This is a genomic window from Mycobacterium sp. TH-M103, from assembly GCF_057473785.1.
The window spans coordinates 1-7,851 of the sequence record NZ_JBYCLG010000247.1; the positions used below are offsets into that span (position 1 = coordinate 1).

General features: G+C 70.8%; 9 protein-coding genes and 1 pseudogene. 6 read left to right on the forward strand and 4 right to left on the reverse strand.

The window, feature by feature from the left end; genetic code table 11:
• Positions 1–250, reverse strand: a 250-nt coding sequence (locus tag AC2VOR_RS14135; protein WP_486963978.1) for a hypothetical protein, incomplete at its 3' end; no start/stop codon positions are given.
• 85 nt (positions 251–335) lie between these two features.
• Between AC2VOR_RS14135 and AC2VOR_RS14140 the strand changes: the two genes are divergently transcribed.
• Positions 336–722 (forward strand): DUF2237 family protein, encoded by a 387-nt coding sequence (locus AC2VOR_RS14140; RefSeq protein ID WP_407686172.1) that lies wholly within the window; start codon positions 336–338, stop codon positions 720–722.
• On the opposite strand, the gene AC2VOR_RS14145 is transcribed toward AC2VOR_RS14140, so the two are convergent.
• A complete protein-coding gene (locus AC2VOR_RS14145; RefSeq protein ID WP_486963979.1) occupies positions 712–1,608 on the reverse strand; it encodes a helix-turn-helix domain-containing protein in 897 nt (298 codons plus the stop codon). The two genes, AC2VOR_RS14140 and AC2VOR_RS14145, sit on opposite strands and share 11 nt — an antisense overlap.
• Before the next feature lie 50 nt (positions 1,609–1,658).
• On the opposite strand from AC2VOR_RS14145, the gene AC2VOR_RS14150 reads away from it, so the two are divergent.
• The 5 genes from AC2VOR_RS14150 to AC2VOR_RS14170 all read left to right on the forward strand — a co-directional run bounded on the left by AC2VOR_RS14150 (position 1,659) and on the right by AC2VOR_RS14170 (position 6,008).
• Positions 1,659–2,930 carry a sulfotransferase family protein gene (locus tag AC2VOR_RS14150; protein WP_407686174.1) on the forward strand — a complete coding sequence of 424 codons (1,272 nt, stop codon included), beginning with the start codon at positions 1,659–1,661 and terminating at the stop codon, positions 2,928–2,930.
• Positions 2,923–4,167, forward strand: a complete 1,245-nt coding sequence (locus AC2VOR_RS14155) for an MBL fold metallo-hydrolase (RefSeq protein WP_486963980.1) — start codon at positions 2,923–2,925, stop codon at positions 4,165–4,167. The genes AC2VOR_RS14150 and AC2VOR_RS14155 overlap by 8 nt, the downstream gene beginning before the upstream one ends.
• Positions 4,161–4,643, forward strand: a complete 483-nt coding sequence (locus tag AC2VOR_RS14160) for a VOC family protein (protein WP_369741382.1) — start codon at positions 4,161–4,163, stop codon at positions 4,641–4,643. The genes AC2VOR_RS14155 and AC2VOR_RS14160 overlap by 7 nt, the downstream gene beginning before the upstream one ends.
• An 8-nt stretch (positions 4,644–4,651) precedes the next feature.
• Complete coding sequence (locus AC2VOR_RS14165) at positions 4,652–5,623, forward strand: LLM class flavin-dependent oxidoreductase (protein ID WP_369736478.1); 972 nt, start codon at positions 4,652–4,654, stop codon at positions 5,621–5,623.
• A gap of 82 nt (positions 5,624–5,705) precedes the next feature.
• A complete protein-coding gene (locus AC2VOR_RS14170) occupies positions 5,706–6,008 on the forward strand; it encodes a hypothetical protein (protein WP_461479917.1) in 303 nt (100 codons plus the stop codon).
• A gap of 16 nt (positions 6,009–6,024) precedes the next feature.
• Here AC2VOR_RS14170 and AC2VOR_RS14175 read toward each other — a convergent pair whose 3' ends face one another.
• Positions 6,025–7,338, reverse strand: coding sequence for a M1 family metallopeptidase (locus AC2VOR_RS14175; RefSeq protein WP_486963981.1), 1,314 nt, complete (start codon positions 7,336–7,338; stop codon positions 6,025–6,027).
• Positions 7,335–7,851 (reverse strand): annotated as a pseudogene (locus AC2VOR_RS14180) (amino acid adenylation protein); the annotation flags it as partial. The pseudogene AC2VOR_RS14180 and the gene AC2VOR_RS14175, both read right to left, overlap by 4 nt.

Here is a 7,851-nt window from a genome sequence, read left to right on the forward strand (position 1 = left end):
GGAATTCGCCGACCGCGGCTTCGGGGGCCTCGAACGACATGCGCAGCGGTTCGTCGAGTGTCGGCGGGACGATCTTGACCTCGACCCGGCGATCGCCGTCCTCGCCGTCGGCACGGGTCAGCACGACGAGCACGAAACGGGCGGTGCGGTCCGGGCCGAGCGCGAACCGCGCCAGCACGCCGCCCGACACGTCGAGCTTGTTGTTCACAGTCCTGGCACCCTCAGCCAGGAACGCTCCGGTGAGTATCACGGCAGAAAACCTATCGTCCGGTGGGTATGACGTGGAGGCGAAATTTACGTTCGAAGTTCGTACCCCGGGGCGCGATACTGAGGGGGTGCCTGATCGTAACGTGCTGGGCGGCCCGCTCGAACCCTGCGGCACCGACCCGCTCACCGGTTTCTACCGCGACGGGTGCTGCGCGACCGGGCCCGAGGACCGGGGCCGGCACACGATCTGTGCGGTGATGACCACCGAGTTCCTCGAACACCAGCGATCCATCGGCAACGACCTGCTGACACCGATCCCCGAATACCGCTTCCCGGGCTTGCTGCCCGGCGACCGCTGGTGCGTCACCGCCCTGAACTGGCTGCGGGCCCACGATGACGGCCGCGCCGCCCCCGTGGTGCTGGCCTCCACCCACGAGCGCACGCTCGAGGTGGTGCCACTCGAGACGCTGATCGAGCACATGGTCGACGTCCCCGACGACCTGGCTAACCTGTAGCCCCGCCCGCCAGCGCCCCGATTCGTGCCGCGGCAGCGCGGACCTGGCCGCCCAACCGCTCGACCCCGGCCGCGGAGAGGTCGGCGAACGGCGCCGCGCTGACCGACATCGTGACCAGCCCGTCCTCGTCGGCGATCGGCGCGGACACGGTGGCAATGCTGTGCGTGCGGGCGTCGGCGAGTTCGGCGGGCAACACGTCGATCACCGTGAGGTCGGCGAACGCCCGCGCCAGTCGCCGGGTGATCGCGTCGGGCTCGCCGTCCCCGCCGAGCGCGCTGAGCGCGGCGTACACCCGCAGGTATTCGCGGCTGAGCCGCTCCACGGCGTAGCCGCGCCGGCGAATCTCGGTGAAAACGGCGATGATTCGCCGCGACAGGGCCGCCGACGGTGTGCCCAGGCCCTCCAGCCAGGCCCGCCGCGCCCCGGCGGCGCTCCACGCGAGGTAGTCGCGCCCGAAGGGCGCGACGAGGGGGATGCGCGTTCCGCGCTCCACGCGCATCCCGGACGCGGATTCGCCGGCGCTGTCCACGACGACGACGGTGTTGCCGGCGCGCCGCGCCAGGAACGCCTGGGCGCCGGTGGATTCGGCGAGCTCACGCAGGATGCCGTGGTAGACGCGGTCGCCGTCCCGGGTGAGCGCGGCCACCCCGGGCCCGCAGCAGTAGGCGGCGGTCGCCGGGTCGCGCACCACCCAGTGGTGGGCGGTCAGGGTTGCCAGGATGGCGTGGCCGGTGGCGCGGCTGATGCCCAGTTCCCGGGTGATCTCGGCGAGCGAGAACGCGCGCGCGGGCTGCGCGCCGAGCAGTCGCATGATCGCCACCACCCGCTCGGTCGGCGGGGAGGCCGGTTGACGGCGACTCGCGGGCACCGTTACCGTCTCGGTCATATTTCGAATGGTACGTCGACTATTCGACGCCACGTCGAGGAGGCGGTCGCATGGGCTCTGTCGGCCCCGACGTCGCCGACATCGACTTCGACGACCTGACGGCGCCCCGGCTGACCGACGTGCAGCGCCAGATCCTCGAGTACACCGAGGCCAGGCCCGTCGACCTCGACGTCGGGCGGATGCGTGCCGAGGCCTGCGAGCAGGCCGGCGGCCCCGAGGACCTGAACGAGGCCGACGGCTTCGCCGACCGGCTGGCCGCGCACGTCGCCGCGATCGAGGCCGACGCCGGCCTGCGCCAGCTCGCCCGCGGCTCGCTTCGGCAACGGGTGGTTCGCCTGCTGCGCAACCGGTTGTCGTTGACCGAGCTGATCCAGCGCTACCCCGAGATCGAGACGATCCGCATCGAGAAGCCGTTCGTCGTTGTCGGAATGCCGCGGTCCGGCACCACCCATCTGGTCAACCTCATCGCCGCCGACCCGCGCCGGCGCGCGCTGCCGTACTGGGAGAGCCAGGAACCCATCCCCGCGCGCGGCCAGGGCCCCGGCATCTTCGGGGTGGACCCCCGCTATGCCCGGGCCAGGGCCGAACACGAGGCGCTGATGGCCAGCGCCCCGGCCGTCGCGGCGATGCACGACCGGTTCCCCGAGGCGATCGAGGAGGAGGTCGAGTTGCTGGACCTCGACCTGGCCGCCTATGTGCTGGAATGGCATGCGCGCGTACCCGATTGGCGGGACTACTACCTGCGGCTGGACCAGACTCGGCACTACGCGTTCCTGAAGAAGGTGCTGCAGGCGCTGACCTTCCTGCGCGGACCGCGCACCTGGGTGCTGAAGAGCCCGCAGCACGCCGAGCAACTCGGCCCGCTGATGGCGACCTTCCCCGACGCCACGGTGGCGTTCACGCACCGCGACCCCGCGGCCGTCATCCAGTCGGCGATCACGATGATGGCCTACTCTGACCGGCTGCGCCGCACGAGCATCGACCCGGGCTGGCTGCTGGACTATTGGAGCGACCGGGTGCACCGGCTGCTCAGCGCGTGCGTGCGCGACCGCGACCTGGTGCCGGCCGAGCGCAGCATCGACATCGGCTTCCACCAGCTGGGCGGCAACGAACTGCCGCTGCTCGAGGAGCTCTACCGGCGCGGCGGGGTCGAGCTGACACCGCAGGTGCGCGGGCACTTCCAGCGGTACCTCGACGGCAACCCGCGCGGCAAACACGGCCGCATTCGATACGACCTGCGGCGCCACTTTGCCGTCTCGGCCGACGAACTGCGCGGGCGGTTCGGCTTCTACTTCGACCGGTTCGACGTGCGCGATGAGTAGGTTCGAACCGGTCTACCGGAGCCGGCCCGGCGCGGAGGCCATGCGCCCGGCTGCCGCCGAGCGGGCCGAACAGATCGCCCCGGGGCTGTGGTGCTCACCCGGCCTGTCCAACTCCTACCTGCTGACCACCGGCGACGGCCGGGTGATCGTCAACACCGGCATGGGCTTCGAGGGTCCGGTGCACCGCGCCAACTTCGACGCCGTCGACCCCTCCCCGGTGCGCTACGTCATCATCACCCAGGGCCACGTGGACCACGTCGGCGGCCTGGACAGCGTGCGCGATCCGGACACGACCGTTGTCGCGCAGGCGAACTGGACCACCTGGCGCGACGACAACGAACGGCTCATGCCCTACCGCGCCAACCGCAGCGCGTTCGCCTTCAAAGACACGCTGGCGTCGGGCATCCGCGCGATTCAGCGGCGCCTCGGCACCACGCGGCTGCCCGGCCAGAGCGTCCCCGTAGTCGACCTCGACTTCGAGGACACCCTCACCCTGGAGGTGGGAGGCCGGCGCCTGGAGCTGCTCTCCGTGCCCGGCGGCGAAACCACCGACTCGCTGGTGGTGTGGCTACCGGAGGAACGTATCTGCTTGTGCGGCAATGCCTTCGGCGCGCTGTTCGGCCACATCCCCAACCTGGTGACGATGCGCGGCGACCGCTACCGCGACGCCCTGACCGTCATCGCCTCGGTCGAGCGGGTGCGCGAGCTGCAACCGGACCTGCTGGTGACCGGTCACTTCGCGCCGATCGCGGGCGCCGAGCGCATCCAGGACGAGCTGACCCGGCTGGCGGGCGCCGTCCGGTACGTCCACGACCGGACCGTCGCCGGCATGAACGCGGGCAAAGACGTCGCGACCCTGATGCGCGAGATCACCCTGCCCGCGGAATACGAAGTGGGACAGGGCTACGGGAAGGTGTCCTGGGACGTGCGGGCGGTGTGGGAGAACTACTCGGGCTGGTTTCACCACCGGTCGACCACCGAGCTGTACCCGGTCGGGTTCGACGCCGTCGCCGCCGACGTGGTCGAGCTGGCCGGCGCCGAGGCGCTGGTGCAGCGCGCGCGGGCCCACCTGGACGCCGACCGCCCGCTGCACGCCATTCACCTGGCCGAGCTGGTGCCCGCGGGCCACGCCGGCGCCCGCGACGTGCTTGCGCAGGCCCACGAGAGGCTGTTGGCCGGCAGCACGAACTTCTGGGAAACAGCTTGGCTGAAAGAGCAATTGGCGAGGAAATCATGACGTTTGCGCTGCGGCCGGACGACTTCTACCACACCGGCATCGTCGTGTCCGACCTCGACGACGCGATGGCGCGCCTGAGCGCGCTGGCCGGCTACACCTGGATCGCGCCGATGAGCTACACGCTGCCGTTCCGCACCGCCGCAGGCACCCGCGAACTCACCTCGACGTTCGTCTACTCGCTGCAGAGCCCGCACGTGGAGTTGATCCAAGAGGTACCCGACAGCCCGTGGACGGCACCGCGCGGCAACGCGATTCACCACCTCGGCTACTTCACCGACGACCTGACGGCGACGGCGCGCGCGCTGGAGGACAACGGCTTCGTGTTCGAAGCGACCGCCGACGTCTCGCCACCGGGGCTCGCCCTGTTCGCCTACTACGTCGACTCGTCGGGCACCCGCATCGAGATCGTCGACCGGTCGCTGTTCCCCGACTTCGCCGCGTTCCTGCGGTCCGCGGCAGCGCCGGAGCAGGGCTGAGGCCGGACATGCTGCTCACGGTGTTACGCTTCAACTTCGGCTCGCCGCAGGGAACCCCACGGACGCAAGGCGAACTGGTCCGCATCGCGCTGGAGATGGCGCAGTGGGCCGAGTCGCACGGCATCACCTCGGTGAGTGTCGACGAACACCACGCGACCGGGCACGGGTGGAGCTGCAACCCGATCATGGCCGCGGCGATGTTCCTGGCGCGCACGACGACGCTGATCGCCAGCGTGGACTGCGCGCTCGGACCGCTGTGGCACCCGGTCCGGCTCGCCGAGGACATCGCCCTGGTGGACAACATGAGCCGGGGGCGGCTGCACACCACCGTCGGCCTGGGTTACCGCACGATCGAATACGACGCGCTGGGAGTCGATTTCGGCCGGCGCGGCGAGCTGATGGACACCCTGATCGCCCGGCTGCTGGCGGTGTGGGCCGGCACCGACCCCGGTGGGCCCATCTGCACCGGGACGTGGAGCCGCCCGCACCCACCGCTGTACGTCGGCGGTGGCGTGCGCGCCACGGCGAGGCGCGCGGCGCGCTTCGGCCTGCCGCTGAGCCTGGCCGACCACCTGCCCGACGTCGCCGCGCACTACCGGCGGCTGTGTTCGGACTCCGGCGTCAAGCCCCTGGTGATCATGCCCGGCCGGGTCAATCGCGGAATGATCTTCCTGCACGAGGATCCGGAGCGGGCCTGGGCGCAGCTCGGCGAGCACATCCTCTGGGAGGCGGTCACTTACGGCGGCTGGTCCACCGAGGAGCGTTCCCTGATGCACCTGCCGGGGGTGCGGACCCTCGAGGAGGTCAGGGCGTCCGGGCGATACCGGTTCCTGACGCCCCAGGAACTCATCGCCGAGATCAGGGATTCCGACGACTACGGACCGCTGGTGATGCACCCGCTCGTCGGCGGCATGCCGGCCGACGAGGCGTGGAGATCGGTCCAACTGCTGGCCGACAAAGTTTTGCCCGCGTTCACCTGACAGGTATCCAAGCCGTGATTGGGCAACCACGGCACCGGGTACGGCTTTGATACGGCAGGTTTCAACAGAATTGGGGGAATTGATGAGCTTCGAGATACGTAGGGCAGTCGGACTGTTGGGCGGCGCCGCGGCGTTGACCACGGCGGTTGGCGTCGGTGTGCCGGCGCCCGACGCGACCGCGGCACCGCCCGCTCCGGCCGCACCGCAGGCGCCCGCCCCGAACCCGGCGCCGCCACCCCCGCCACCGCCGCCCGCCAACGGGCCGGGGCGGCCGGTTCCGCCGCCGCTGATCTACGACGGCACCGGGACCGTCGACCAGGGCGGCGGGGGCGCCGGCGGCGGTGGTGCCGGTGGCGCCGGAGGCGGCGGAGGCGGCGGCGGCTGAGCCGCTGCGCCGCCGGTCACGGCACCGCCGTGGAATACAGCCACGCTTGCCACAGCGGCCGCAACTCGTCGGAGTAACTCGCGGCCAGGCCGGTGAAGTCGTCGGTGACGACGGTGCCGTGGCGGTGGCGTGCCGTCCAATCTCGCAGCAGCGCAAAGAAACTCGCATCACCGAGCCGGGATCGCAACGCGTGCAGAGTCAGCGCCCCACGCTTGTACACGCGGTCGTCGAACATGTGCCGCGCGCCGGGGTCGGCCAGTAGCAGGTCCTGTGGCTGCGCGCGCAGCCGCTCGTGGTGCAGCCGGGCCAGTTCGTCGGCGCCGGGGCCGCCGCTGCGCTCCGACCACAACCATTCGGCGTAGCAGGCGAATCCCTCGTGCAGCCAGATGTCGCGCCAGCGCCGCGCGGTCACCGAGTTGCCGAACCACTGGTGTGCCAGCTCGTGGGCGACGAGGCGTTCGGCGCCCCGCGTGCCGTCGCAGTGGTTGGCGCCGAATATCGAAATCCCCTGGGCTTCAAGGGGGATGTCCAGGTCGTCATCGGTGACCACCACCGTGTACCCACTGCTCAGCGGGTAGGGGCCGAACAGTTCGACGAACAGCGACATCATCTCGGGCTGACGGGCGAAGTCATGCTCGAATGCGTCCCGCAGCCGCGCGGGCAGCGCCGCCTGGATCGGCACCGGTGCCCGGGCCAGCCGCACCAGCTCGTAGGCGCCGATCTGCAGCGTGACCAGGTAGGTGGAGGTCGGCTCGGGTTGCTCGTAGGTCCACACGGTCTGCGAGGCCCGGGTGCGGCGCGCCACGAGTTTCCCGTTGGCGACGACGCGGTAGCGGCTTTCCGTGCTGACCTGGATGCGGAAGGCGGCCTTGTCGCCGGGGTGGTCGTTGCAGGGGAACCACGACGGGGCGCCGTTGGGCTGACCGGCGACCAGAACCCCGTCGGTCAGCTCCTCGAAACCGACGTCGCCCCAGAGGGAGCGGATGGGTTTCGGGGCACCGCCGTAGCGCACCACGATGGCCATCGCCGCACCGGAGGCGAGCTTCGACGTCAGCCGGACGCGCAACTTGCCGCCGCGGCAGGAGAACTGCTGCACCCGTTTGCCGTTGACCGACACTTTGGCGACCGACAGCGAGCCGGAGAGGTCCAGGGTGAACTGCTGCAACTCGACGAGCGTCACCGCGGTGATCGTCGCGGTGCCGGACAGCCGGTTGATCGCGACCCGGTACTCGAGGTCGAGTTCGTAGCGCGACACCCGGTAGCCGGGATTGCCGCTTTTCGGCAGGTAGTCGTCGATGACCGGCGCGGACTTCTTAGCCGGAGCTTTCACGCCGCGGCGCCCCGCTTCGCCGAGTTCTTGGCCCGGCCCTTCTTGCGGCCCGGCGCCCAGGGCTTGATCGGATTGCCTTGCCAGCGAGTCGATCCCGGCACCTTGTCGCCCCGCACCACCAGCGACGCGGGGCCCACGGTCGCCCCGGCCCCGATTCGGGCGGCCGGCAGCGCCACGCAGTGCGGCCCGAGGGTGGCGCCGGGCTCGAGCACGACGCTGTCCATGCGCATGATCCGGTCGTGGAACAGGTGGGTCTGCACCACACAGCCCCGGTTGACCGTGCTGCCGTAGCCGAGCGTGACGAGATCCGCCTCGGGCAGCCAATAGGTTTCGCACCACGTGCCCCGTCCGACACGGGCGCCGAGCGCGCGCAGCCACAGGGTCAGCAGCGGCGTGCCGGCGGCCGCGCGGGCGAACCACGGCGCCGCGACGGTCTCGACGAAGGTGTCGCAGACCTCGTTGCGCCAGACGAACGACGACCACAGCGGGTATTCGCTGGCCCGGATCCGCCCC

Coding starts and splice junctions, on each gene's coding strand:
- AC2VOR_RS14145 (WP_486963979.1), bottom strand. CDS start 1,608: ATGACCGAGACGGTAACGGTGCCCGCGAGTCGCCGTCAACCGGCCTCC.
- AC2VOR_RS14150 (WP_407686174.1), top strand. CDS start 1,659: ATGGGCTCTGTCGGCCCCGACGTCGCCGACATCGACTTCGACGACCTG.
- AC2VOR_RS14155 (WP_486963980.1), top strand. CDS start 2,923: ATGAGTAGGTTCGAACCGGTCTACCGGAGCCGGCCCGGCGCGGAGGCC.
- AC2VOR_RS14165 (WP_369736478.1), top strand. CDS start 4,652: ATGCTGCTCACGGTGTTACGCTTCAACTTCGGCTCGCCGCAGGGAACC.
- AC2VOR_RS14170 (WP_461479917.1), top strand. CDS start 5,706: ATGAGCTTCGAGATACGTAGGGCAGTCGGACTGTTGGGCGGCGCCGCG.